The following is a 25022-nucleotide window of genomic DNA, read 5'->3' on the forward strand; positions in this document are numbered from 1 at the left end:
GTTTGCCAGTCTGTCCAGGAGCTTTAATCAATGGAACACCACAACTCCGCCCCGGTGCTGATTACCGGCGGCGCACGGCGCATAGGGCTGGCGCTCGCCAGAGCGTTTCTCCAGCGCGGCGTTCCGGTCATCATCGCCTACCGCAGCGAATATCCGGCGATGGCCGAGTTGAAAGCCTTGGGCGCCTGCTGCATTCAGGGCGATTTTTCCACCCATGAAGGCATTTATCGTTTCGCCGATCAGGTGCGGCAGGCCGCGCCCAAGCTGCGCGCGGTGATCCACAACGCCAGCGCCTGGCAGGCGGAGTCACCGGAGGTGCCGCCGGAACAGGTCATGGCGGCGATGCTGCAAATTCACGTCTACACGCCCTATTTGCTCAATCAACTGCTCGAGTCCTGCCTGACCGGCCAGGGCCAGGCCGGCGCCGACATTATCCATCTGACCGACTATGTGGTGGAAAAAGGCAGCGACAAGCATATCGCCTACGCCGCCAGCAAAGCCGCGCTGGACAACATGACCCGGTCGTTCGCCCGCAAATTGGCGCCCGAAGTCAAAGTCAACGCCATCGCGCCGGCGCTGATCATCTTCAATCCGGGCGACGACGAAGCTTATCGTCGGCAGGCGCTGGCGAAGTCGCTGATGAAGGTCGCGCCGGGCGAGAGCGAAGTGGTCAATCTGGTGAACTACCTGCTGGAGAGCCGCTACGTCACCGGCCGCACCCACGGCGTCGACGGCGGGCGGCCGCTGCGCTGACGCAAAGATCCGCTTGGCGCAACCTCGCGGGCCGCGCTATGCTGAAATCCGCTTTTCTTATTAAAACACGGGCATATGCATAAAATTGTTTTTGTGGAAGACGATCCTGAAGTCGGCAAACTGATCGCCGCCTATCTGGGCAAACACGATATCGAGGTGCTGATCGAACCGCGCGGCGACAGCGCGCAAGCGCGCATCGAGCGCGAGCAACCCGATCTGGTGCTGCTGGACATCATGCTGCCCGGCAAAGACGGCATGACGCTGTGCCGCGATCTGCGCCCCACCTTCCCCGGCCCGATCGTGCTGCTGACCTCGCTCGACAGCGACATGAACCATATCCTGTCGCTGGAGATGGGCGCCAACGACTATATCCTGAAAACCACGCCGCCGGCGGTGTTGCTGGCGCGCCTGCGTTTGCATCTGCGTCAACACAGCCAGCAGCCGAAAGAAGAGTCGGCTCAGCCGCTTACCCAGCATAACGCGCTGCATTTCGGGCTGCTGTGCATCGATCCGGTCAACCGTCAGGTTACGTTGGGCGAGGAAACCATCACCCTGTCCACCTCTGATTTCGATCTGCTGTGGGAGCTGGCGACCCACGCCGGGCAGATCATGGATCGCGAGGCGCTGCTGCAAAACCTGCGCGGCGTGAGCTACGACGGCATGGACCGCAGCATCGACGTGGCGATCTCCCGCCTGCGCCGCAAACTGTACGACAATGCGCTGGAGCCTTTCCGTATCAAGACGGTGCGCAACAAGGGCTATCTGTTCGCCCCTAACGCCTGGGCATCGGTGCAACAATGAGAAAACTTTTCGTCCAGTTCTTCCTGTTGCTGTTCGTCTGTTTTCTGGTGATGGCGATGCTGGTCGGCCTGGTGTACAAGGTGACCGCCGAGCGCGCCGGCCGCCAGTCGATGGACGATTTGATGAAAAGCTCGCTGTACCTGATGCGCAGCGAGCTGCGCGAAATCCCGCTGAAGGACTGGAACAAAACTATCGCCACGCTGGATCTCAATCTGTCGTTCAAGCTTCATATCGAACCGCTCGGCAAACAGGAACTGAGCGAGGATCTGAAAAAGCGGCTGCGGCTGGGTGAAATCATCGCCCTCGACGATCAGTACACCTTTATGCAACGCATTCCGCGCAGCCACTATGTGTTGGTGGTCGGCCCCATTCCTTATCTGTTCTATCTGCACCAGATGCGTCTGCTGGATCTGGTGTTGCTGGTGTTTATCGGCATGTCGCTGGCGCTGCCGGTGTTTCTGTGGATGCGGCCGCACTGGCAAGACCTGCTCAAACTGGAAAACGCCGCTCAGCGGCTCGGCGCCGGGCATCTGGATGAACGCACCCACTTCGATCCCACTTCCAGCCTGAGCCGGCTCGGCGTGGCGTTCAACCAGATGGCCGACAACGTCAACACCCTGATCGCCAGCAAGAAACAGCTGATCGACGGCATCGCCCACGAGCTGCGCACGCCGCTGGTGCGCCTGCGCTATCGGCTCGAGATGAGCGATAACCTGTCCGAAGGCGAGCAGCAGGCGCTGAACCGCGATATCGGCCAACTGGAGTCGCTGATCGACGAGCTGCTGACCTATGCCCGCCTGGACCGGCCGCAGGTTGCGTTAAACATTGAACCCATCGATCTGCCAAAGTGGCTGGAGGACAAGGTCGATGATATCCGCCTTATCCATCAGGAACGCGACATCCAGCTCGACATCCCGCACGTCGGCGACTTCGGCGGCGTCGATCTGCGCCTGATGGAGCGCGTACTCGATAACCTGGTCAACAACGCGCTGCGCTATTCCGAACAGCGCCTGCGCGTTGGGCTGTGGTTCGACGGCGACCTCGCCTGTTTGCAGGTCGAAGATGACGGGCCGGGTATCCCGCCGGAAGAGCGCGAGCGGGTATTCGAGCCTTTCGTTCGCCTCGATCCCAGCCGCGATCGCGCCACCGGCGGTTGCGGGCTGGGGCTGGCCATCGTCCATTCCATCGCCGTCGCCTACCAGGGACAGGTGTTCGTCGAAGGCAGTTCGCTCGGCGGCGCCAGCTTCCGTTTCTGCTGGCCGGTGAAGCCGACATTCAGTTTAAAAGCCGATCTGGCGTAACACCGCCGGACCCTTCTCATTGGAGCCGAATAATAATGACATCTGCACCTTCCAACACGTCTGCTTACGATCACCTGCGCGCGCTTTTTAGCCGGCTGTCGCGTTTCGGTCACCTGTCCGCCATCGCCGGTTGGGACATGCAAACCATGATGCCGCCGGGCGGCAGCAAGGCGCGCTCCGAAGCCCTGGCCGAATTGAGCGTGCTGCAGCACCAGATTTTAACGGCACAAAGCACCGGCGCGCTGTTGGATCGCGCGCAGCAAGAGACGCTGGACGAGATCGACCGCGCCAACCTGCGCGAAATGCGCCGCCAGTATGAAGACGCGGTGCTGCTGCCGGCGTCGCTGGTCGAAGCCAAATCGCTGGCCGGCGCCCGCTGTGAACACGCCTGGCGCGCCCAGCGCCCGGCCAACGACTGGGATGGCTTCGCGGAGAATCTGCGCGACGTGGTCAACCTCAGCCGGGAAGAGGCGCAGATCCGCGCGCAGGCGGCCGGCACCAGCCGTTACGATGCCCTGCTCAACCTGTATGAGCCGGGCATACGCAGCAGCGATCTCGATCGCATCTTCGGCGATTTGAAAACCTGGCTGCCGGATTTGCTGCAGCGCGTGGTGGCCAAACAGGCCAATGAACCCTGCCTGGCGCCGCAGGGCCCGTTCAATGTGGACACCCAGCGCCAGCTGAGCCTGAGCGTGATGAAGCTGCTCGGTTTCAACTTCGACAACGGCCGCGTCGACGTCAGCGCCCACCCGTTCTGCGGCGGCGTGCCGGAGGATGTGCGCATCACCACGCGTTACAACGAGAAAGAGTTCCTGACCGCGCTGCTCGGGATCGTACACGAGACTGGCCACGCCCGTTACGAACAGAACCTGCCGCGCGATCTGCTCGGCCAGCCGGTCGCCCTGGCTCGCTCCACCGCCATCCACGAATCGCAGAGCCTGCTGTTCGAAATGCAGCTGGCGCGCGGCAATGAATTCCTGAAAATCTTGCGTCCGCTGGTTACCGCGCAGTTTGGCGAACAGCCGGCGCTGGAAGAAGCCAACTTCATTCGCCTCAACCAGCGGGTGAAACCGGGCCTGATCCGCGTCGACGCCGACGAGGTGAGCTATCCTGCCCACGTCATCCTGCGCTACGAAATTGAAAAAGCGCTGATTGAAGGCGAGATCGAAGTGGAGGACATTCCGGCGCTGTGGAATGAAAAGATGCACGCTTACCTAGGCCTCGATACCATCGGCAACTACCGCAACGGTTGCATGCAGGATATCCACTGGACCGACGGCGCCTTCGGCTACTTCCCGACTTATACCCTCGGCGCGATGTACGCCGCGCAGCTGTTCCACAGCGTGCGTCAGGCCCTGCCTTCGCTAAACGAGGACATCGCCGCCGGCAATCTGCAGCCGTTGTTCCACTGGTTGCAGCATAACATCTGGCGCCACGGCAGCCGTTTCCCGACCGACACGCTGATCGCCAATGCAACCGGTGAAGCGCTCAATCCGCGCTACTTCCGCCAGCATTTGGAAAACCGCTACCTGTAATCTCTCCCCGTGCGCGGCCACGGCCGCGCCCTTTTCCCCTGCTTGACCTAATAATGTTACATAGCGCGCTTTCCTTGCCGGCAACGCCTTGGCTGCAGGGTGGCGGGTTGCTACTCACCAATAGCATGTTGTAACTAAAACCATTAACAGCAGCGCCCCTATCTGCCTCTCATCCCAGCGCATGACGGGCGATCATCGTCACCAATTGTGGTCTCAACGCGGCGGGCAGATCATGCCCCATGCCCGGCATAATCTGCAATCTGGCGTTGGCGACGGCCCGAGCGATCGCCACCCCGCCGGCCTTGCGCACCAGCCGATCGCGATCGCCGTGAATCACCAGCGTCGGCGCGGCGATGCGCCGACTGTAACGCCGCAGATCGCCGCTGCCGAGCAGCGCGGAAAGTTGCCGCTGCATGCCCTCTGGATCCACGCCCCGCTTCAGCAACCGCTTCACCAGGGCATCCAGCTCCGCCTCCTCCGGCGGATAAGTCGCGGTGCCAAGCGCGCGCAGAAAGGCCTTCATCCCTTCCTGGCGCTGCTGCAGCGTCATATCGGCGGCAGGCCGGCGCACCAGCAACCACAGCAGCGAAGGCGCCGGCGGCGGTAACAGCGGTTGATTGGTGCTGGAAAACAAGATGCATAACGAGGCGACGCGCTGCGGGTATTCGGCGGCCAACACCTGGGCGATCATCCCCCCCATCGAGGCGCCAAGGACATGGGCCTGAGGAATGCGTAAATGATCGAGCAGATGCACTGCGTCCGTCGCCATATCCGCCAGGGTATAAGGCACCGGCGTTTGCCAGCCGAGCTGGGCACGCAACATCAACAGCCACAGCGGCGTCTTGCGCCGCGCCCGCGTTTTACCGGAAAGGCCGACGTCGCGGTTGTCGTAGCGGATCACCCGAAATCCCTTGGCGACCAGAGCGCGGCAGAAATCGTCAGGCCACAGCAAAAGCTGCGCGCCGATGCCCATGATTAACAACAGCGGCGGATGCGCCTCATCGCCCCAGTCTTCATAGGCCAGCGGCACCTCACCCTGTTCCGTCACGCCACAACGAACCGTTATCTCGTTCATTTTAAATCCCTTTTATCGAGCCTGACGGTCATTATAGCAGCAATCCCTCCTGCCGCCGCCGCCCTGTACATTAGGTTACAAGCCGAAACCAATCACTCACGGAAAGCCGGACGCCGTTTGCCTACTATCATCTCAACGGCCCCGCAGTGGGGTTGATACCCAAAAGTCATGTTGAGGATTCTGCGATGAAAAAAGTATTAGCTCTGGTTGTTGCCGCTGCAATGGGTCTGTCTTCCGTGGCTTTCGCTGCCGAGGCTGCCACCACTACCGCACCTGCGGCTACCGCAACCACCGCCACCGCTGCGCCGGCTAAAGCTCAGGTGAAACACCACGGCAAGAAAGCCCCGGTACAGAAAGCTCAGGCGGCCAAAAAGCATCACAAGAAAGCCGGCAAAAAAGCCCCGGCGCAAAAAGCCCAGGCGGCTAAAAAGCACCACAAGAAAACCAGCCACAAAAAAGCGTAATGTCGTGAGGTTCCCCTCACCGCTTCAGGCTTGACGTGCACGACACCCGGTTCACCGGGTGTTTTTTCATCCGGGGGGTTCTCATTGATGCTGCGCCGCTACCTGTTCGAGATCATTCTGACCGCCCTGATCCTCTGTGGACTGATCGCCGTCTTTTTTTACCTGTAGCCTGTCGCCTCGCCGGCGGGAAATTATTGAAAAATCAGTTATTGCCCATCCACATGGCTGCTAAATCAGTCTATAGTTAGCATTCAGTGTGTTTATGGATGATCCGTATTTGTCAGGCAAGAGATCTATGCGCATATCCGTTTTACTGTTGCTGTGCTCACTCCCGCTCATCGCCTCCCAGGCGGCACGCGCCGACGGCCCGTCCAAGGCCGAGCAAACGCGTCTGTTTTTCGGCAAAGATGAACGAATCAAGGTCACGGATACCGCCGCCCAGCCGTGGCAAGCCATCGGCCAGGTCGAAACCGCCAGCGGCAATCTGTGTACCGCCACGCTGATCTCCCCACACCTGGCGCTGACCGCCGGTCATTGCGTGCTGGCGCCGCCGGGACAATTGGATAAAGCCGTCGCCCTGCGCTTCGTGGCGGGCGATAAATCATGGCAGTATCAAACCGACAATATTGAAACCTTGGTCGACAGCAAACTGGGCAAAAAGCTGAAACCGGACGGCGACGGCTGGATCGTGCCGCCCGCCGCCGCCGCTTATGACTTTGCGCTGATCCGGCTGAAAGACAAAACGCCGCTGCCGATCGCCCCGCTGCCGCTGTGGCAAGGCGACAGCAAGGCGTTGACTCAGGCCCTGAAACAGGCCAAACGGCTGATCACCCAGGCGGGCTACCCAGAGGACCATCTGGATGACCTCTACAGCCACCAAAACTGCAAGGTGACCGGCTGGGCCCAGCAAGGGGTGCTGTCGCACCAGTGTGATACCCTGCCCGGCGACAGCGGCTCACCGCTGCTGCTGAAAACCGCCGACGGCTGGCAGCTGATCGCCATCCAGAGTTCGGCACCGGCAGCGAAAGATCGTTACCGCGCCGATAACCGCGCTCTGGCGGTGCCTGGCATCCGCGAGGCGCTGGACGCCCTGGCGGCAGGCAAGTAGCTCTCGCAACGGCGCATCAAGCGCCGTTGCTTTTTCTCTGTTCCCTGAATTTCAACTTGCGCTGCGCCGGCCGTTTGCCGGCCGGCGCGCCTGAGCTTAGCCCGAAAGCTGTTCGATGGTTTGCAGAATGCGCTTGTCGGAGATCGGGTAAGGTGTGCCCAGCTGCTGCGCGAACAGGCTGACGCGCAGTTCTTCAATCATCCAGCGCACCGCTTTCACCTCTTCCTCCTGCTGTCGCTTCGGCGGCAGCTTGTTCAGCCACTGCTGCCACGCCTGCTGCACCTGCTCCACCCGCAGCATCTGCGCGCGATCGCGGTGCGGATCGATAGCCAGTTTCTCCAATCGGCGTTCGATCGCCTGCAGGTAGCGCAGCGTGTCCGGCAGCCGTTTCCATCCGTTGCCGGTGACGAAGCCGCGGTAGACCAGCCCGCCGAGCTGGGTCTTGATGTCCGACAGCGCCAGCGCCAACGACATGTCCACCCGGCCTTTCAGCCGTTTGTTGATGTTGAAGACCGCCGTCAGGATCTGTTCAACCTGCTTGGCCACCTCAACGACCGTGTCGTTCAGCTCGGCGCGGATCTGCTCCTGCAACCGGGCAAAGTCTTCCTCCTGCCAAACCGGGCCGCCGTGTTCGGCGATCAGCTTGTCGATGCCGCACGATATGCAGTCGTCGATCAGCTCCAGCACCTTGCCGTACGGGTTGAAATAGAGCCCCAGCTTGGCTTTGTTCGGCAGTTTTTCATGCAGGTATTTGATCGGTGAAGGAATATTCAACAACAGCAGACGACGCGTGCCCTGCCACATCGCCTGTTGCTGTTCGCTTTCGCTGTCGAACAGGCGGATCGCCACGCTGTCCTTTTCATCCACCAGCGCCGGATAGGCTTTCATCGAATAGCCGCCGCGCTTCTGCTCGTAGAACGCCGGCAATTGGCCAAAGCTCCAGACATGCAGGTTGCTCTGCTCCAGTCCGTCATCGGCCACCGCCGACAGCGTCTCCTGCACCTTCTCTTTCAACTGCAGGCGCAGGGCGGCCAGATCTTTGCCTTCGCGCAGCGTCTGGTTTTTCTCGCCCACCACGCGGAAAGTCATTTTCAGGTGATCGGGCACCTGATCCCACTGCCAGTCATCACGTGACACGGTCACGCCAGTCATACGCCGCAGCTCGCGCTCCAGCGCGTCAAGCAGCGGCAATTCCAGCGCCGTTACGCGGCCAAGGAACGCTTCGGCGTAGTTCGGCGCCGGCACGAAGTTGCGACGCACCGGTTTCGGCAACGATTTGATCAGCGCGATCACCAGCTCACGGCGGATGCCGGGGATCTGCCATTCGAACCCCTGCTCCTCCACCTGATTGAGGATCGGCAGCGGGATGTGCACCGTCACGCCGTCGGCGTCAGTGCCTGGTTCGAACTGATAGCTCAGCCGCAGTTTGAGGTTGCCCTGATGCCAGAAGTTCGGGTAATCCAGCGCGCTGATCTTGTTGGCGCCATCCTTGATCAGCATCTCTTTTTCGAAGTTCAGCAGGTCGGGCTGCTGTTTGGCGGCGGTCTTCCACCAGCTGTCGAAATGACGGCCGGACACCACGTCGTTGGGGATGCGGCGATCGTAGAAGCCGAATAGCGTTTCGTCGTCCACCAGAATGTCGCGGCGACGCGATTTATGCTCCAGCTCTTCCACTTCGGCGCGCAGCTTTTGGTTATCGCGGAAGAAAGCATGGCGCGTCTGCCAGTCGCCCTCCACCAGCGCATGGCGGATAAACAGCTCGCGGCACAGCAGCGGATCGATGGCGCCGTAATTGACCTGGCGCGCCGCGACGATCGGCAGACCGAACAACGTGACCTTTTCGCTGGCCATCACCGCCCCCTGCGACTTCGACCAGTGCGGTTCGCTGTAGCTGTGTTTCACCAGGTGCTGAGCCAGCGGCTCGATCCATTCCGGTTCGATGCGCGCGGCGATGCGCCCCCACAGGCGGCTGGTTTCCACCAGTTCGGCCACCATGGTCCACTTCGGCGGCTTCTTGAACAGGCCGGAGCCGGGGAAGATCGAGAAGCGGGCGTTGCGCGCGCCGGTGTATTCCTGCTTGTCCGCATCCTTCTGGCCGATGTGCGACAACAGGCCGGTCAGCAGCGCGGTGTGGACGCTGCGGTAGTCGGAAGGCGCGCTGTTGATCGGCAGCCCCAGCTCTTTCACCACCTGGCGCAGCTGAGTATAGATATCCTGCCACTCGCGCACCCGCAGGTAGTTGAGAAAATCGTTGCGGCACAGCCGGCGGAACTGGCTGGAGGAGTTCGCCTTTTGCTGCTCCTGCAGATAATCCCACAGGTTGACGAACGCCAGGAAGTCCGAGTCTTTGTCGGCGAAGCGGCGGTGTTTTTCATCCGAGGCCTGCTGCTTGTCCATCGGGCGCTCACGCGGATCCTGAATCGACAGCGCGGCGGTGATGATCATCACCTCGCGCACGCTGCCGCTCTTCTGCGCTTCCAGCACCATGCGCGCCAGACGCGGGTCGATCGGCAACTGCGCCAGCTGCCGGCCCTGCGGCGTCAGCTGATAGTGGCCGTTATCGGCGGTGGTGATCGCCCCCAGCTCTTCCAGCAGGCGCACGCCATCTTGAATGTTGCGTTTGTCCGGCGCCTCGACGAACGGAAACGCGGCGATGTCGCCCAGCCCCAGCGAGGTCATCTGCAGAATGACCGACGCCAGGTTGGTGCGCAGAATTTCCGGATCGGTAAACGCCGGCCGCGAGAGGAAATCCTGTTCGGAGTACAGACGGATGCACACCCCCTCCGACACGCGGCCGCAGCGCCCTTTACGCTGATTGGCGGAGGCCTGCGACACCGGCTCGATCGGCAGGCGCTGCACCTTGGTGCGGAAGCTGTAGCGGCTGATGCGCGCGGTGCCCGGATCGATGACGTATTTGATGCCCGGCACCGTCAGCGAGGTTTCCGCCACGTTGGTGGCCAGCACGATGCGGCGGCCGTGGTGCGACTGGAACACCCGGTTCTGCTCGCTGTTCGACAGGCGCGCATACAGCGGCAGCACCTCGGTGTGCGGCAAATTGAGGCGGTTCAAAGCGTCGGCGGTATCGCGGATCTCGCGCTCGCCGCTCATGAAGATCAGAATGTCGCCCGGCCCCTCACGCCCAAGCTCGTCCACCGCATCGAAAATCGCCTGCAGCTGGTCGCGATCGATATCGTCGCCGTCGTCGACCACCGGGCGGTAGCGCACCTCCACCGGGTAGGTGCGGCCGGAAACCTCGATGATCGGCGCATTGTTGAAATGGCGCGAGAAACGCTGCGGATCGATGGTCGCCGAGGTGATGATCACCTTGAGATCCGGGCGCTTCGGCAGCAGTTCGCGCAGGTAACCAAGAATAAAGTCGATATTCAGGCTACGCTCGTGCGCTTCATCGATGATCAGCGTGTCGTACTGCATCAGCAGGCGATCCTGCTGAATCTCCGCCAGCAAAATGCCGTCGGTCATCAGCTTGACCAGGGTGTTTTCCCCCACCTGATCGTTAAAGCGCACCTTGTAGCCCACGCTGCCGCCGAGCGGGGTTTCCAGCTCGTCGGCGATGCGGTTGGCGACGGTGCGCGCCGCCAGGCGGCGCGGCTGGGTATGGCCGATCAGCCCTTTCACCCCACGCCCCAGCTCCAGACAGATCTTCGGCAACTGGGTGGTTTTCCCCGAGCCGGTCTCCCCGGCGACGATCACCACCTGGTGGTCGCGGACAGCGTTTAAGATGTCCTGCTTTTTCTGGCTGACCGGCAGGCTTTCCGGATAGGTAATGCGCGGGCAAGACGCGGCGCGCGCCTGCACTTTTTGCCGCGCCGTCGCGATGTCGCTTTCCACTTCGGCGGCGACCGCCAGCTGGGCATCGGGATTTTTGATTTTTCGTGCGCCCTGCAGGCGACGACGCAGGCGTTGTTGATCGCGGAGCATCAGCTCGCCCAGTTGGGCCGGCAGTGCCTCGAGCGGAGATTTCACGTTCGGTGTTCCTTGTTTCATCGTGGCCAAGACCAGGCTTAGCAACGGTTTAATGTTTTTTTAGCGATTTTTTTGCTTTAGCCGCACAGCCTATCACAAACGGCTTTTTCCCCCTACTTTCGCGAGTAAAGCCTCGGCATGTTATTCAATAAAATCGAACGAAGATCTCGAAATATTGCGCTATCACTGTTGGGGGAATGTGAATAGCATGTAGTTCATGCAAGGGACGCTGAGTCCTGATGTCACTGTCACAACGTAAGGAATTATCGATGAGCAACGTATTGGTTCTGAAATCAAGCATCCTGGCGACCTACTCTCAGTCTAACCAACTGGCCGATTTCTTCGTAGAGCAATGGAGCAACGCCCACAGCGGCGACACCATCACCGTGCGCGATCTGGCCGCACAGCCAATCCCGGTGCTGGACGGCGAGCTGGTTGGCGCGCTGCGTCCTTCCGATGCTCCGTTGACTCCGCGTCAACAAGAAGCGCTGGCCCTGTCGGACGAACTGATCGCCGAGCTGCAGGCCAATGACGTCATCGTGATCGCCGCACCGATGTACAACTTCAACATCCCGACCCAGCTGAAAAACTATTTCGATCTGGTCGCCCGCGCCGGCGTGACTTTCCGTTACACCGAAAACGGTCCGGAAGGCCTGGTGAAAAACAAACGCGCCGTGATCCTGACCAGCCGCGGCGGCATTCATAAAGGCACCCCAACCGACCTGGTGGAACCTTACCTGCGTCTGTTCCTGGGCTTCATCGGCATCACCGATGTAGAGTTCGTCTTCGCGGAAGGCATCGCCTACGGTCCGGAAGTGGCGACCAAAGCACAGGAAGACGCCAAAGCGGCCCTGTCTCAGGTGGTTGCCGCGTAAGAGACTGCGCAGGGGCGCTATGCCCCTGCCGGACAAGAGGCAAGCCTTGTCAAACCTGCACTACCCTCATAATAATCATCTATCCGTATCATTCAGCGCGCCAGACGGCGCGCTTTTTTTACTTCTTCAGCCACTGGCCGTTGATGCCGCGCACATACTCGCCGCTCTGCGCCCGCGTCACCAGCTTTTGGCCGGCCATGCGCGCCACTTCATCGACGGCGATATGGTTGCCGTCCGCCACTTCCTGATACTTCTCGGCGCGGCCGGCGTTGATGCGCTTCACCAGCGCCAAAGTTTCGGCGTCCTGCTGCACCGGCGCGATGTAGCCGCTCAGGGTTTCCCCCACCCGCCCTTGCTGCTTCGCCTCATCCAGCGTCAGCGCCATCGCCAGGCCGCTGAACAGCCAGGCGGCGCCGGCCAACCACAAATAACGTTTTTTCATGTCGGCTCCTAGAACAGACCGCTTTGGGTTTTCAGCAGGTTTTCGACGTCCTTATCCACCTTGATATGAATTTCATGTTCGATCTTGACGTTCATATTGATGGTGATCGGATCCTTAGGCGTCGCCACCTCGATGCGCGGCACGCAGCCGCTCAGCAGCGAAACGCACAGCACCGCTGCCAGCGTCGACACACTCATGATTTTCATTGTTGCTCCCCAGGTTGTGAGAGGGCCTGCTCCAGCCACTCCTGTAAATTGTCGCCGAAGCGCAAACTGCGCCACAGCTGAAACACGTTTTCCTGATGGCGATAGTTCAGGATCACCTCGCGCTTGGCGCTTTTCTGCGGGTTGATGCCGTCGATGCGCGCGCTCAGCGTCAGCTCGCCCAGGTTGTCGAGATCGACCCGGGCATGCGAACGGTTGATTTCCATGTAGCGCAGCCAGTCGATCGCCGCGCCGGTCGCCAGGTTGTTGCTGCCGATGGCGTCGGCCATGTCTTTGTCCAGGCGCAGCGTCAACGTGCCGGCGTTGGCGATCCAGCCGTTTTGCACCAGCCACTTCGGATGGTTCAGGAACAGCGGCAACTCGCCGTCGACGCGGCCGGACATGGCGAACTGCTTCGGTTTCAGCGCGGTAAACAGCGCGCTGAGATCGACCTTGTCCAGCTTCAGCACTGCGGCGTCATGCTGCGGCAACCGCAGCGCCGACAGGCTGATATGCCCGTTGAGCATGTCCACGCCGACGTTGCTCAACGTCAGCGGCTGCCCTTCGCTATAAGGATAGGTGCCCTGCAAATCGGCGGAAATGTTCTGCATCTCGAACAGGTTGGTGAAAGACTTGATGCGCAGCGATACCGGCTGTTTAGCTCCCAATTGCCAGTGATGCTGCTTGAACCGGTACGACAGGATGAAATCCAGGCCGCTCATCTCCCCGTCCTTCAGCCACATGCCGCCGTTTTTCACCACCCAGTGGCCACCGGCCTCGAACCCTTGTTCGCGGGCGGCGGAAAACGCCGACTGCGCGTAAAACTCGCCGTCGCGCAGCGTGAGATTGAGATCCGGCGCCAGCAGCGGTTGGAAGACCTTCAGCGACTGTTTCGGCCACCAGCCTTCGCCGCGCAGACGTTCGCCGTCCCAACGGCCGCGCAGCGCGATCGGACCGATCTGTTGCGCCTGCAGCTTGCCCTGCATCTGGAAACTGTCCGGCGAACGGCCGTTCACCTGCAGCGCCAGCACCGGCGCCGGCAGATAACCGCCATCGCTGAAGCTGACCTTATCCGCCGCCAGCTGCAGCTCACCGTTGAACTGCGGGCTTTGTTCATCACGCCGCCAGCGCAGCGGCTGGTTGAGGCTCAAGCGCGGCGCGGCGACCGTCACCAGGCCGTACTTCAACTTATCGAAGCCGGTGGAGAGTTTATCGAGCACCAACTCGCTGTCGCGCCAGCTGCCGCTGCCGGCCACGTCCCAGGCGGCCTGCAGCGGCGGCAAACGGCCATTGCCCCAGTAGCGCCATTGCCAGTGGCCCTTGTCCGGCCAGAAATCCTGCGCCTGGCCGTCCAGATGCAGCTTGAAGCGGCCCCAGTAACTGTCGCTGGCGCTCAAAATCGCCTGCAGGCGGCCGGTAATACCGGCGGCGGTCACCTTCACGCCCGCCAGCGGCAAACGCGCCTCTTCCAGCGTCATTTCCGGCGTCACCTTGCCCCACAGACGCAGCAACGAACCCGGCTGCAGAACCAGCGTCGGGTTGAGAATGCTGCCGCCGAGCACGCCCGGGATCGACGCGGTAGCGGAGAAGTCGGCCAGATTGGCCTGGCCGGTCAGTTGGAACCGCAGATCGCTGTCGGTCAGCCCCACCTTGCCCGGCCCAAGCGTCAGCACCGCATTGCCCTTGCCGTTGTGGCCGGCCGTGATCACGTTCAGCCGCGCGCTGATCTCCGTTTCATCCAGTCCCTTGCTCCAGTCGTGCAGCGCGATGCTGAGGCCGCCGTTCAACGGCTGTCCGCTGTAGGGCCAACGCCACTCGCCCTGCTTGATGCTGACCCGCTGCGGGGTCACTTCCCACGGCAGCACCGCCAGCGGCCGATCGTCGCCTTTCTCGCTCACCGTCAACACGCCCTGCTGCTGTTGCCAGCGCATATCCAGCAAAACCGGTTTTTCCAGATAGGCCGTCTGCATTTCACCCTGCAGCGCGCCCTGCGTCGGCAGGCTGGCCAGATCCAGCGGGAGGGTTATCTTGCCGGCGAGGCGCAGCGGTTGCGCGCTGTTGGGCGGAATGACGGTCAGGCTGTGCAACGTCAGCTGTTGTTTTTCATCCAGCTGCGCCTCGGCGCTGATATTCGGCCCCCGATAATGCAGACGTTGCCCGTAAGAGCCGGAGGAAAGCTGCAGCTTCCCGGCATAACGCTGCCAGGGAATGAGCGTGAGGTCATGAATGGTGAGATCCAGCGGCGGCAGCTGCCGCTGCAGTTGATCGAGCGCAAGCGGCGCGCTGTTGGCGTCGCCGCCCGGCAGTTTTGACAAACAGGCGCTATCGACGCTGACCTTATCGCTCGACAACTGCCAGCGGCCTTGCCGATAAGCCAGCCGCGTCGGCCCGACGCTGGCCAGCAGACAATCTTGCGCGGTGAAACGCGCCCCCGCCAACGTCAGGCCGCCCTGGCGCCAATGCAATTTGCCCTGCAACTCCAGTCGGCTTCCCGCCGGCAACCAATGCGATAACACCCCCGGCAGCCAGCGCGGCAAGGTTTGCCACAACGCCAGCACCAGGATTGCGCAGCCCGCCACCGTCCCTATGAATACTTTCAATCGCCTGGTCATTAAATGATTGCTTCGTTCCTGTGTTAGGCATTGGTTAAGTCTATGCCTGAATTGACAATAATGATGGCACGAATTTGACATAGGGTGAAGCTGAGCGCGGTCGCAGAGACGATTTGCACCCTTTTGGCGCAAGCGCGCGCGGAGTTGTAGATTTTCGTTACATATACATCACATAAATAGGACAGTTTTCAGACTTTTGTTATTGTTGTTACCGTTGATGATTAATAGTCTTGCAAGCATTCTAATAAAAGTTTAGCTGCTAGCTAACTGTGTACTAGAGAAGCCATTCCCCACACCCCCGTGGGGATTTTTTTGTCGCCCGCCTCACCGTCGCCTTCCCTTCACCGCCGCCAGCCCACAGCAGCCTTGCAGCGTGGCTAACCAATTGTCGAATTTACTAAAATCTGTTAAATTGATCACAAAATCACGGTGGAGAAACCACGATGAAATTGGCGATATACAGCACCAAACAGTATGACCGTAAATATCTCGAACTGGTGAATCAGCAGTTTGGCTATGAGCTGGAATTCTTCGACTTTTTACTCAGTAAAAAAACCGCCAAAACGGCCGCCGGTTGCAAGGCGGTGTGTATCTTCGTCAACGACGACGGTAGCCGTGAAGTGCTCGAAGAACTGGCGGCGCTGGGCGTCGAAATTCTCGCCCTGCGCTGCGCCGGTTTTAATAACGTCGATCTGGACGCCGCCAAAGCGCTGGGCATCAAGGTAGTGCGCGTGCCGGCCTACTCGCCGGAAGCCGTGGCGGAACACGCGGTAGGCATGATGATGTGCCTGAACCGCCGTATTCACCGCGCATATCAACGCACCCGCGACGCCAATTTCTCTCTCGAAGGGCTGATCGGCTTTAACATGCACAATCGCACCGCCGGCGTGATCGGCACCGGTAAAATCGGCGTGGCGACGATGCGCATTCTCAAAGGCTTCGGCATGAAGCTGCTGGCTTACGATCCGTTCCCCAGCGAACAGGCGCTGGCACTGGGCGCAGAGTATGTCGACCTGAAAACGCTGTACGCGCAATCCGACGTAATCACCCTGCACTGCCCGCTGACGCCGGAAAACCACCATCTGCTGAATGCCGACGCCTTCGCGATGATGAAAAACGGCGTAATGGTGATCAACACCAGCCGCGGCGCGCTGATCGACTCTACCGCCGCCATCGACGCGTTGAAGCAGCAAAAAATCGGCGCGCTCGGGATGGACGTCTACGAGAACGAACGCGATCTGTTCTTTGAAGACAAGTCTAACGACGTGATTCAGGATGACGTGTTCCGCCGCCTGTCGGCCTGCCACAACGTGCTGTTCACCGGCCATCAGGCTTTCCTGACCGAAGAGGCGCTGACCAGCATTTCACAAACCACGCTGCAGAACATCAGCCAGTTGGATCGCGGCGAAGCCTGCCCGAACCAGTTGAACGCGTAAATGGCATCTCGGGGCGCCCCTTGCGGCGCTCTGTTTATTTGAGAGCGCGACGATGAGAACAACGATGGCCGCCCTTGCGGCGCTGGTCTTGGGGGGATGCAGCATGAAACCACCCGCGACCGTTACGCCCGGCGATCTGACGCATCATAATTTCGTGTTGCAGAGCGTCGATGGCGAAGCGGCAAAATCCCCAACGGGCGGCGTCCTGCTCAATCTGGAGTTCGGCGAGAAACTGCATGTGTCCGGCGCGATGTGCAACCGCTTTTTCGGCCAGGGGCAATTACGCGACGGCGTACTGACGGTAAAACCGTTGTCCTCGACGCGCAGGCTGTGCCCTGATGAGCAGCGCAATCGCTGGGATCGGGTGATCGGCACCGTGCTGGAAAACGGCGCCGAAGTGACGCTGAGCGCGCAGCAGTTGACGCTCAACGGCAGCGGCCACACGCTGGTTTATGCCCTGCGCGACTGGGTATATTGATTCTGGACGCCAGGCCTGGCGCCGTGGGCTTACCCGGCGCAGCTGCCCAGGCCCAGCGTGCGTTCCTCACACTGTTTGCCGTTCGGCATCTGGCACATGCGCAACGCTTCACCGTTCAAGTTGTGCGCGATGGTGGTGACGCCGCCGACCGCCGCGCAACCGGCGCTGGTCTGCAACGTATTGATTCTGGCACTGTTGCCCTGCTGTACTGGCTCTTCGTTGTTGCTGCTGCAGGCGGCTAAAAGCAGCACGGCGCTGGCAAGCAGCCATTTTGATGTCGTCATTATCCCACTCCTGAACCCGGAACTGCGCTGTGTAAAATCGCCATTGCCGATAACGCGCGTCACTTGGCGGACACGTTTCGCTATCTTTGATGCAAACTTGTTTAATCTAGCTCGATATATAAATAATGAAAATATATTCCGGCCATTATTTGTGGTTTTTTTGCGCCGGCCGGACATTTATTTTGTTTGCAGAATATTTCCGCCCCCATTGCGGGAGGTTAAACGTGACAGCGGCCCCCACCGCCCGCCCCGGCCGCAGAGAGAAAGTGATAACGTCACCGTTGCCGGCGACGGGGTTTCTTCGCATGATATCGGTATTAATTAACCCCGCGTGCTTTCGGCGTGACGGCGCATTTTTTGCTACCGGAGAGGATGATATTTGCGTCTATGCTGACGGCGCTAACTAATTAGCATTCCACTATTTTCAGTGAATGATGGCTGAATTCTTCAACCGGCGCGACTTGCTGTCACGCCGGCTTTTTTTACATCAAAATAACATTCAGTGCACAGAGGCTTTCGACAGTAAATTAATTACCAGCACGCCGGCAATAATTAATCCCATGCCGACAATCGCCGGCCAATCCAATTTTTGCTGATAAACGAATACCGCCGCGACCGACACCAGCACGATCCCCATGCCCGACCAAATCGCATACACAATGCCCAGCGGCATGCTCTTGACCACCATCGACAGCCCCCAAAACGCCACGCCGTAGCCCAGCACCACCAGCAGCGACGGCCACAGACGGGTAAAGCCCTCAGAGGCTTTCAACATGGTGGTGGCGATCACTTCCGCGACTATCGCCATCGTCAAATACATAAATCCGCTCATGGTTTTCTTCTGTCAGTTTACCGATGCGCAATTATGACGCGCCGGAAATAAATTGTCTTTAAACGGCGAAAACAATTTATTGAAGTGATCTCAACCGGCGATGCAAATAGCGATGCCGGATACGCTTGCCGATTTATCGCCCGCCACACAAACGCGATAAAGCCGCGTTCAAACCCTCTGTTAGACTTTTTTCCATTACTGCGAAAGTGCGCTTTCGCGGCTTTGTGAGCAATGAAAAGGTAATGTCGATGATAACTACAGATGGTAATAATGCAGTCGCTTCCGTGGCCTATCGCACCAACGAAGTGATTGCCATCTACCCTATCACGCCAAGTTCCACCATGGCGGAGCAGGCGGACGCCTGGTCCGGCGATGGCCGGCAAAACATCTGGGGTGATATCCCGCGAGTGGTGGAAATGCAGTCGGAGGGCGGCGCGATCGCCACCGTGCACGGCGCCTTGCAGACCGGCGCGCTGTCCACCTCGTTCACCTCATCGCAGGGTCTGCTGCTGATGATCCCGACGCTGTACAAACTGGCCGGCGAGCTGACGCCGTTTGTGCTGCACGTCGCCGCGCGCACCGTGGCCACGCACGCGCTGTCAATCTTCGGCGATCACTCTGACGTGATGGCGGTGCGCCAGACCGGCTGCGCCATGCTGTGCGCCGGCAGCGTGCAGGAAGCGCAGGATTTCGCGCTGATCTCGCAGACCGCCAGCCTCAACGCGCGCCTGCCGTTCATCCACTTTTTCGACGGGTTCCGCACCTCGCACGAGATCAATAAAATCGTACCGCTCAGCGACGATACGTTGCGGCACATGCTGCCGCAGGCGGCGATCGACGCCCACCGCCGCCGGGCGCTGTCGCCGGATCATCCGGTGGTGCGCGGCACTTCCGCCAACCCTGACACCTATTTCCAGTCGCGCGAGGCCACCAACCCTTGGTATGACGCCGCCGACCAGCACGTGATCGACGCCATGGAGGCCTTCGCCGCCCTCACCGGCCGCCACTACCGGCCGTTCGACTATTACGGCCACCCGCAGGCCGAACGCGTGGTGGTGGTGATGGGCTCCGCCGCCGGCACCTGCGAAGAGGTGATCGACACCCTGCTGACCCGCGGCGAAAAAGTCGGCGTGCTGAAAGTGCGGCTGTTCCGGCCGTTCTCCGCCAAACACCTGCTCGGCGCGCTGCCGGACAGCGTGCGCAGCGTCGCGGTGCTCGATCGCACCAAAGAACCGGGCGCGCTGGCCGAGCCGCTGTATCTGGACGTGATGACCGCGCTGGCGGAAGCCTACAGCCGGGGCGAGCGCGCCACGCTGCCGCGAGTGATCGGCGGCCGTTACGGCCTGTCGTCGAAGGAGTTCGGCCCGGACTGCGCGCTGGCGGTGTTTCGCGAGCTGGCCCAGCCGCAGCCGCGCCCGCGCTTCACCGTCGGCATCTTCGATGACGTCACCGGCCTTTCGCTGCCGCTGAGCGACGAAATCCTGCCGCAGCGCGCCTCGCTGGAAGCGCTATTCTACGGTTTGGGCAGCGACGGCTCGGTCTCGGCCACCAAGAACAACATCAAAATCATCGGCAACGCCACGCCGCTGTATGCGCAGGGCTATTTCGTCTACGACTCCAAAAAGGCCGGCGGCCTGACGGTCTCGCACCTGCGCGTCAGCGAGCAGCCGATCAATTCGGCCTATCTGGTCAGCCAGGCGGATTTCGTCGGCTGCCACCAGCTGCAGTTTATCGATAAGTACCAGATGGTTGAGCGCCTCAAACCCGGCGGCACCTTCCTGCTCAATACCCCTTACGGCGCCGACGAAGTCTGGTCGCGCCTGCCGCAGGAGGTGCAGGCGCTGTTGCATCAACGCCAGGCGCGTTTCTACATCATCAACGCCGCCAAGCTGGCGCGTGAATGCCGGCTCGGCGCGCGCATCAACACCGTCATGCAGATGGCGTTTTTCCATCTGACGCAGATCCTGCCGAGCGACGTGGCGCTGCAACAGCTGCAGGACGCCATCGCCCGCAGCTACAGCAGCAAAGGCCAGGAGATCGTCGAGCGCAACTGGCAGGCGCTGGGCGGCACCCGCGGCGCGCTGATTGAAATCCCGCTGCAGCCGGTCGACGACAGCAGCCCGATGCGCCCGCCGGTGGTCTCGGACGCCGCGCCTGACTTCGTCAAAACCGTTACCGCCGCGATGTTGGCCGGACTGGGCGATGCGCTGCCGGTTTCCGCCTTCCCGCCGGACGGCACCTGGCCGGTGGGCACCACCCAGTGGGAAAAGCGCAACATCGCCGAAGCGATCCCGGTCTGGCAGCCCGACCTGTGCACCCAGTGCAACCATTGCGTCGCCGCCTGTCCGCACTCCGCCATTCGCGCCAAGGTCGTGCAGCCGGCGGAGATGGAACACGCCCCCGCCTCCCTGCAGTCGCTGGATGTCAAAGCGCGCGATATGCGCGGGCAAAAATACGTGCTGCAAGTGGCGCCGGAGGATTGCACCGGCTGTAACCTGTGCGTCGAGGTCTGCCCGGCGAAAGATCGCCAGAACCCGGAGATCAAGGCCATCAATATGGCTTCACGCCTCGATAATCTGACGGCGGAAAAAGACAACTACGATTTCTTCCTGCAGCTGCCGGAAATCGATACGGCGCAGTTGGAACGCATCGACATTCGCACCTCGCAGCTGATCACGCCGCTGTTCGAGTACTCCGGCGCCTGCTCCGGCTGCGGCGAAACGCCGTACATCAAGCTGTTGACCCAGCTCTATGGCGACCGATTGTTGATCGCCAACGCCACCGGCTGTTCGTCGATCTACGGCGGCAACCTGCCGACCACGCCGTACACCACCAACGCTGAAGGGCGCGGGCCGGCATGGGCCAACTCGCTGTTCGAAGACAACGCCGAATTCGGCCTGGGCTTCCGTTTGACGGTCGATCAACATCGCGCGCGGGTGCTGCGCCTGCTGAATTCGCTGGCGCCGCAGCTGCCGGAGCAGTTGGTCAATGCCCTGCAGATGGAAGACGTGGCGCCGGAGCCGCGCCGCAAGCAAATCGCCGAACTGCGCGCGCTGCTGGCGAGTATTGAAGGTGAAGATGCGCGCCAGCTGGCGACCGACGCCGACTATCTGGTGGATAAATCCATCTGGCTGATCGGCGGTGACGGCTGGGCCTACGACATCGGCTTCGGCGGTTTGGATCACGTCCTCAGCCTGACGGAGAACGTCAACGTGCTGGTGCTCGACACCCAATGCTACTCCAACACCGGCGGCCAGCAGTCGAAGGCGACGCCGCTCGGCGCGGTGACCAAATTCGGCGAGCACGGCAAGCGCAAGGCGCGCAAGGATCTGGGCGTCAGCATGATGATGTACGGCCATGTTTACGTTGCGCAGATCTCGCTGGGGGCGCAGCTCAACCAGACGGTGAAAGCGATTCAGGAGGCCGAGGCCTATCCGGGGCCATCGCTGATCATCGCCTACAGCCCGTGCGAAGAGCACGGTTACGATCTGGCGCTCAGCCACGATCAGATGAAACAGCTGACCGCCACCGGCTTCTGGCCGCTGTACCGCTTCGATCCGCGCCGCAGCGCCGAGGGCAAGGCCGCATTGGCGTTGGATTCGCGGCCGCCGAACAGCAACCTGTCGGAAACGCTGCTGAAAGAACAGCGTTTCCGCCGCCTGAACGCGCAGCAGCCGGAGGTGGCCAGCGCGCTGTATCAGGCCGCCGAGAAAGAGCTGAAGGAGAAATACGATTTCCTCAGCCTGCTGGCCGGCAAGGCGGAAAAGTCCGCCGCTGAGTAACCTCCCTCAGGGCGCGAGCGATTCGCGCCCTGATCTTTTACCGTTGACGTAAGGCGTAGCAATAAAACCTGCTGGCATTCCTGCGCGCAATCCGTACCATACAGGCCTCGCGTCGGGCGCGTGGAAGCTGGATGATGAATAATGATCAAAATCGGCCGGTTGAATGGTAAACTCGCGGTCTACAACGCCATGCCCCTAGTGCCCCCCATTGAGAATGAGCACGATTTAAATGTCAGAAAAGCAATCCGTTAGCCAAAAAGAGCAGTACAACCTGAACAAATTGCAAAAGCGCCTGCGCCGCAACGTGGGCGAAGCGATCGCCGATTTCAATATGATTGAAGAAGGCGACCGCATCATGGTCTGTCTGTCCGGCGGCAAAGACAGCTACACCATGCTGGAGATCCTGCGCAATCTGCAGCAGAGTGCGCCGATCAATTTCTCGCTGGTGGCGGTGAATCTCGACCAGAAACAGCCCGGCTTCCCTGAGCATATTCTGCCTGCCTACCTGGAAGGCTTGGGGGTGGAGTACAAGATCGTCGAAGAAAACACCTACAGCATCGTTAAAGACAAGATCCCGGAAGGCAAAACCACCTGTTCACTGTGCTCGCGCCTGCGCCGCGGCATTCTGTATCGCACCGCCACCGAACTGGGCGCCACCAAGATCGCGCTGGGCCACCACCGCGACGATATTCTGCAGACGCTGTTCCTCAACATGTTCTACGGCGGCAAGATGAAAGGCATGCCGCCCAAACTGATGAGCGACGACGGCAAGCACGTGGTCATTCGCCCGCTGGCCTATTGCCGCGAAAAAGACATCGAGCGTTTCTCGATCGCCAAAGCGTTCCCGATCATTCCATGCAATCTGTGCGGCTCTCAGCCTAATTTGCAGCGCCAGGTGATCGGCGACATGCTGCGCGACTGGGACAAACGTTACCCAGGCCGGCTGGAAACCATGTTCAGCGCCATGCAAAACGTGGTGCCTTCGCACCTGAGCGATATCAATCTGTTTGATTTCAAAGGCATTCACCACGGCAGCGCGGTGGTGGACGGCGGCGATTTGGCCTTCGATCGCGAAGACATTCCGATGCAGCCGGTCGGCTGGCAGCCGGAAGATTCGGACGACGCGGCGCCTGCGCCGGCGCGTTTGGACGTGCTGGAAATCAAATAAGTCCCCTCGCCGCTCGCCACCCTGCGAGCGGCGACCTTTTCCCTCTCTCGACGATCTCGATCCTGTTCACAGTTTGCGCATAATTTGCTGGGCGATGCCGTTTTTACCCTATACTGTGCATTTATACAGTCATATGGAGATCGCGCAATGAATATCACCCCCTGCCTGTCCCACGTCTCGCTGGGCTCGAACGATTTCGTCGCCGCCGCGGCCTTTTACGATCGCACGCTGGCCGCCTTGGGTTGCCGACGGGTGCTGGAGCATCCCGGCGCAATCGGTTATGGCCGCGACTACCCGGAGTTCTGGCTGCAGGTGCCGATCGACGGCCAGCCCGCTTCACCCGGCAACGGCACGCACGTCGGTTTTTTCGCGACCAGCAAGCAACAGGTGGATGAATTCCATCGCCAGGCGCTGCTGGCCGGCGCCGTCGATGAAGGCGCGCCCGGTTCGCGGCCGCATTACGGTGAGGCTTACTACGGCTGCTTTGTCCGTGATTTGGATGGGCATAAGATTGAAGCCAGCTTCTGGGATGAAAGCGCGGCCTGAGTAAGAGAGAAATCGAATAAAAAAATGCCGGTGATTAAACCGGCATTGTACGAATCAAATGTGCTATGCAGTAATTCAAAAATAAGAAAGTAAGACAATTATGGAGCGCAACGCCCATCGCTTGACGTTGCATTCACCTGCGAGAGAGATCATGCCCCATTTCCCCCGGCTAAATGTTGATTTTGCTCAATGTTAACCGGGTTTTCGTCATTTTCGCCTACAGCCAGCGGCTGCGCTTCAGCCACCAGGCGACGCCAAGCACCAACCCGACCAGCATCAGGCAAAATGCCGCGAAACCGAAGGGGTTGCCGCCGCCCGGTATGCCGCCAAGGTTGACGCCAAACAGCCCGGTCAGGAAGGTGGTCGGCAGAAATACCATCGCCAACAGCGACATGGTGTAAGTGCGGCGGTTCATCGCGTCGGCCATCACCGTGGTAATTTCGTCGGACAAGATGGCGGTGCGCGCGATGCTGCCGTCCAGATCGTCCAACCCGCGCCCCAGGCGATCCGCGATGTCCTGCATGCGGCGGCGATCGTCGTCGCTCATCCACGGCAGGCGGTCGCTGGCCAGCCGTGCGAAAACGTCACGCTGCGGCGCCATGTAACGGCGCAGCACGATAAGCTGTTTACGGATCAACGCCAGCTGGCCACGCTCCGGCACCTGCTGTTCCAGCAAGGCGTCCTCCAGATCGATAATCTTGTCGTGCAGATCCTCAATGAATTCGCTGGTGTGATCGGTCAACGCATCGGAAATCTCCACCAGCCAGTTGCCGCTGTTGGTCGGCCCCGCGCCGCTTTGCAAATCGTTCACCACCTGATCGATGGAATACACCTTGCGGTGCCGCGTGGAGATAATCAGTTTATCGGTGATGTACACGCGAATGGTGACCAACTGGTCCGGCCGTGAGTTGGCGTTAAAGTTGATGCTGCGCAGCGTGATCATGGTGCCTTCGCCCTGGCGGCTGACGCGCGGCCGTGAGCTTTCGCCGGAGAGCGCTTCGCGCACCGAGTCCGGCAGCAGCGGCGTGGTGCTCAGCCATTCGGCGCTGGCCGGGTGCGCGTAATCAAGATGCAGCCAGCAAGGCGCGTCGCAGGTGATCTTGTCATCCTGCTCGATCGGCGTGACGCCGCCCTTGCCATCCAGCTGGTAGGCGTAAACCGCGTCGGCGACCTGCAGCTCGCTCCCCTCAATCACATCCATTCATTTATCCCCTCAGTCTTGCTTATGTTGCTGAGTCTAGCGTTAACGCCTTGGAGATCAAAGACCAAGCTGTAACGCCAGTTTTCATGTTGTCCCATAAGCGTGGTCTATACTTCTGCTGCCAGGAACGCAAGACAGCCCG

The 25022-nt window shown here is 60.5% G+C and carries 20 protein-coding genes; 12 read left to right on the forward strand and 8 right to left on the reverse strand.

The window, feature by feature from the left end; translation table 11 throughout:
- The first annotated feature begins 30 nt into the window (after window positions 1–30).
- The 4 genes from folM (at window position 31) to ACMGG9_RS12095 (ending at window position 4390) form a co-directional block, all read left to right on the forward strand.
- Complete coding sequence (folM, locus tag ACMGG9_RS12080) at window positions 31–753, forward strand: dihydromonapterin reductase (protein WP_033643212.1); 723 nt, start codon at window positions 31–33, stop codon at window positions 751–753.
- Window positions 754–828: 75 nt separating this feature from the next.
- Window positions 829–1554: a two-component system response regulator RstA gene (gene rstA, locus ACMGG9_RS12085; protein WP_042784624.1), complete on the forward strand. Its 726-nt coding sequence runs from the start codon at window positions 829–831 to the stop codon at window positions 1552–1554.
- Entirely contained in the window at window positions 1551–2855 is a 1305-nt protein-coding gene (rstB, locus tag ACMGG9_RS12090) for a two-component system sensor histidine kinase RstB (protein WP_033643213.1), read from the forward strand. The genes rstA and rstB overlap by 4 nt, the downstream gene beginning before the upstream one ends.
- A gap of 35 nt (window positions 2856–2890) precedes the next feature.
- Window positions 2891–4390, forward strand: a complete 1500-nt coding sequence (locus tag ACMGG9_RS12095) for a carboxypeptidase M32 (RefSeq protein WP_414162235.1) — start codon at window positions 2891–2893, stop codon at window positions 4388–4390.
- A 169-nt stretch (window positions 4391–4559) separates the two neighbouring features.
- Here the strand turns inward: ACMGG9_RS12095 and ACMGG9_RS12100 are convergent, their stop codons facing one another.
- Entirely contained in the window at window positions 4560–5465 is a 906-nt protein-coding gene (locus ACMGG9_RS12100; RefSeq protein WP_414162236.1) for an alpha/beta fold hydrolase, read from the reverse strand.
- Window positions 5466–5650: 185 nt separating this feature from the next.
- Between ACMGG9_RS12100 and asr the strand changes: the two genes are divergently transcribed.
- Complete coding sequence (asr, locus tag ACMGG9_RS12105) at window positions 5651–5929, forward strand: acid resistance repetitive basic protein Asr (protein WP_047026031.1); 279 nt, start codon at window positions 5651–5653, stop codon at window positions 5927–5929.
- Window positions 5930–6224: 295 nt separating this feature from the next.
- Entirely contained in the window at window positions 6225–7037 is an 813-nt protein-coding gene (locus tag ACMGG9_RS12110; protein WP_033650290.1) for a trypsin-like serine peptidase, read from the forward strand.
- Window positions 7038–7133: 96 nt separating this feature from the next.
- On the opposite strand, the gene hrpA is transcribed toward ACMGG9_RS12110, so the two are convergent.
- The gene (gene hrpA / locus ACMGG9_RS12115) at window positions 7134–11021 is read right to left on the reverse strand and encodes an ATP-dependent RNA helicase HrpA (protein WP_414162237.1); all 3888 of its coding nucleotides are present in this window, start codon (window positions 11019–11021) and stop codon (window positions 7134–7136) included.
- A 269-nt stretch (window positions 11022–11290) separates the two neighbouring features.
- Between hrpA and azoR the strand changes: the two genes are divergently transcribed.
- The gene (gene azoR, locus ACMGG9_RS12120) at window positions 11291–11896 is read left to right on the forward strand and encodes an FMN-dependent NADH-azoreductase (RefSeq protein ID WP_015377994.1); all 606 of its coding nucleotides are present in this window, start codon (window positions 11291–11293) and stop codon (window positions 11894–11896) included.
- Window positions 11897–12014: 118 nt separating this feature from the next.
- Here the strand turns inward: azoR and ACMGG9_RS12125 are convergent, their stop codons facing one another.
- From ACMGG9_RS12125 to ACMGG9_RS12135, 3 genes are read right to left on the reverse strand one after another with little or no spacing between them, the layout of a single operon-like run.
- Window positions 12015–12338: a YdbL family protein gene (locus ACMGG9_RS12125; protein WP_033643218.1), complete on the reverse strand. Its 324-nt coding sequence runs from the start codon at window positions 12336–12338 to the stop codon at window positions 12015–12017.
- Window positions 12339–12346: 8 nt separating this feature from the next.
- Complete coding sequence (locus ACMGG9_RS12130; protein WP_025302979.1) at window positions 12347–12544, reverse strand: YnbE family lipoprotein; 198 nt, start codon at window positions 12542–12544, stop codon at window positions 12347–12349.
- The gene (locus tag ACMGG9_RS12135; RefSeq protein ID WP_414162238.1) at window positions 12541–15153 is read right to left on the reverse strand and encodes a YdbH family protein; all 2613 of its coding nucleotides are present in this window, start codon (window positions 15151–15153) and stop codon (window positions 12541–12543) included. The genes ACMGG9_RS12130 and ACMGG9_RS12135 overlap by 4 nt, the downstream gene beginning before the upstream one ends.
- Window positions 15154–15596: 443 nt before the next feature.
- Between ACMGG9_RS12135 and ACMGG9_RS12140 the strand changes: the two genes are divergently transcribed.
- Both ACMGG9_RS12140 and ACMGG9_RS12145 read left to right on the forward strand, forming a co-directional pair.
- Complete coding sequence (locus ACMGG9_RS12140; protein ID WP_260048497.1) at window positions 15597–16589, forward strand: 2-hydroxyacid dehydrogenase; 993 nt, start codon at window positions 15597–15599, stop codon at window positions 16587–16589.
- Window positions 16590–16641: 52 nt separating this feature from the next.
- Window positions 16642–17067, forward strand: coding sequence for an META domain-containing protein (locus ACMGG9_RS12145; RefSeq protein WP_414162239.1), 426 nt, complete (start codon window positions 16642–16644; stop codon window positions 17065–17067).
- A 29-nt stretch (window positions 17068–17096) separates the two neighbouring features.
- Here ACMGG9_RS12145 and ACMGG9_RS12150 read toward each other — a convergent pair whose 3' ends face one another.
- Together ACMGG9_RS12150 and ssmE are read right to left on the reverse strand one after the other, a co-directional pair.
- Complete coding sequence (locus ACMGG9_RS12150; RefSeq protein WP_015377999.1) at window positions 17097–17351, reverse strand: DUF333 domain-containing protein; 255 nt, start codon at window positions 17349–17351, stop codon at window positions 17097–17099.
- A 499-nt stretch (window positions 17352–17850) separates the two neighbouring features.
- The gene (gene ssmE, locus ACMGG9_RS12155; RefSeq protein WP_033632935.1) at window positions 17851–18183 is read right to left on the reverse strand and encodes a multidrug efflux SMR transporter SsmE; all 333 of its coding nucleotides are present in this window, start codon (window positions 18181–18183) and stop codon (window positions 17851–17853) included.
- 248 nt (window positions 18184–18431) lie between these two features.
- On the opposite strand from ssmE, the gene nifJ reads away from it, so the two are divergent.
- The 3 genes from nifJ to ACMGG9_RS12170 all read left to right on the forward strand — a co-directional run bounded on the left by nifJ (window position 18432) and on the right by ACMGG9_RS12170 (window position 23679).
- Window positions 18432–21965, forward strand: coding sequence for a pyruvate:ferredoxin (flavodoxin) oxidoreductase (nifJ, locus tag ACMGG9_RS12160; RefSeq protein WP_142075620.1), 3534 nt, complete (start codon window positions 18432–18434; stop codon window positions 21963–21965).
- Window positions 21966–22194: 229 nt separating this feature from the next.
- Window positions 22195–23133 (forward strand): tRNA 2-thiocytidine(32) synthetase TtcA, encoded by a 939-nt coding sequence (ttcA, locus tag ACMGG9_RS12165; protein ID WP_033643222.1) that lies wholly within the window; start codon window positions 22195–22197, stop codon window positions 23131–23133.
- A 147-nt stretch (window positions 23134–23280) separates the two neighbouring features.
- Entirely contained in the window at window positions 23281–23679 is a 399-nt protein-coding gene (locus ACMGG9_RS12170; protein ID WP_033643223.1) for a VOC family protein, read from the forward strand.
- 217 nt (window positions 23680–23896) lie between these two features.
- On the opposite strand, the gene zntB is transcribed toward ACMGG9_RS12170, so the two are convergent.
- The gene (gene zntB / locus ACMGG9_RS12175) at window positions 23897–24880 is read right to left on the reverse strand and encodes a zinc transporter ZntB (protein WP_047575040.1); all 984 of its coding nucleotides are present in this window, start codon (window positions 24878–24880) and stop codon (window positions 23897–23899) included.
- Window positions 24881–25022: the final 142 nt, after the last annotated feature.

Source organism: Serratia sp. BNK-10, assembly GCF_047456065.1.
GTDB lineage: Bacteria > Pseudomonadota > Gammaproteobacteria > Enterobacterales > Enterobacteriaceae > Serratia > Serratia ureilytica.